The following is a 675-nucleotide window of genomic DNA, read 5'->3' as shown; positions in this document are numbered from 1 at the left end:
TGATCTGCGCCCTCGACCCGCCCGGCCAGGCCGTGGATCAGTGCGTCGGGATACACCTGCTGGATAGCGCGGGCCGTGGCGAGGCTGCCCTGCCCCAGGATGACAATCGCGGGAGCCGTCATCAGCCTTGCCACCTTTCACCGGGAACGATGATCAACGAGAAATACGGCGAGGACGTCGGATCGACCTGATCCAGGGCGACGATTTTCTGATTGGCCATGGTCGCGCGCTCGACGTACAACGCCCGGCTCGCCAATCCCAATTCTTCCAGTACCTGACGCACCTTGGTGAAGTTGCGCCCCAGCTTCATGATCACCGCCGCGTCGGCATCCGCCAGGCGACGCTTGAGTTCGTCATGGGGCAGCACGCCGGAAAGCACCGACAGGCTCTGGTTGCGATACACCAACGGTGCGCCCAGTACAGAGGCGCCACCGAGCATCGAGCACACACCCGGGATCACCTGGGCTTCGTAGCGCTCGGCCAGGCGGTCGTGCAAATACATGTAGGAGCCGTAGAAGAACGGGTCGCCTTCACAGATCACCGCCACATCGCGCCCCGCGTCCAGGTGTGCCGCAACGTCGACACTGGCGGTGTCGTAGAAATCGCTGATCACTTGCTCGTAGGACAGCGGCGCCGGCAACACTTCAGTGGTCACCGGGTACACCAGCGGCATCA

1 protein-coding gene is annotated in these 675 nt (G+C 63.3%); it reads right to left on the bottom strand.

The features are described 5' to 3' along the window. Window positions 1-121: 121 nt before the first annotated feature. The coding region (locus HX873_RS28415) for a precorrin-2 C(20)-methyltransferase (protein ID WP_177123539.1) at window positions 122-675 on the bottom strand (554 nt) is incomplete at its 5' end.

This window comes from Pseudomonas sp. P7758 (genome assembly GCF_013386485.1).
Taxonomy (GTDB): domain Bacteria; phylum Pseudomonadota; class Gammaproteobacteria; order Pseudomonadales; family Pseudomonadaceae; genus Aquipseudomonas.
The sequence above is the reverse complement of the archived record's forward strand: the minus strand, read 5'-3'. Positions and strand labels throughout refer to the sequence as shown.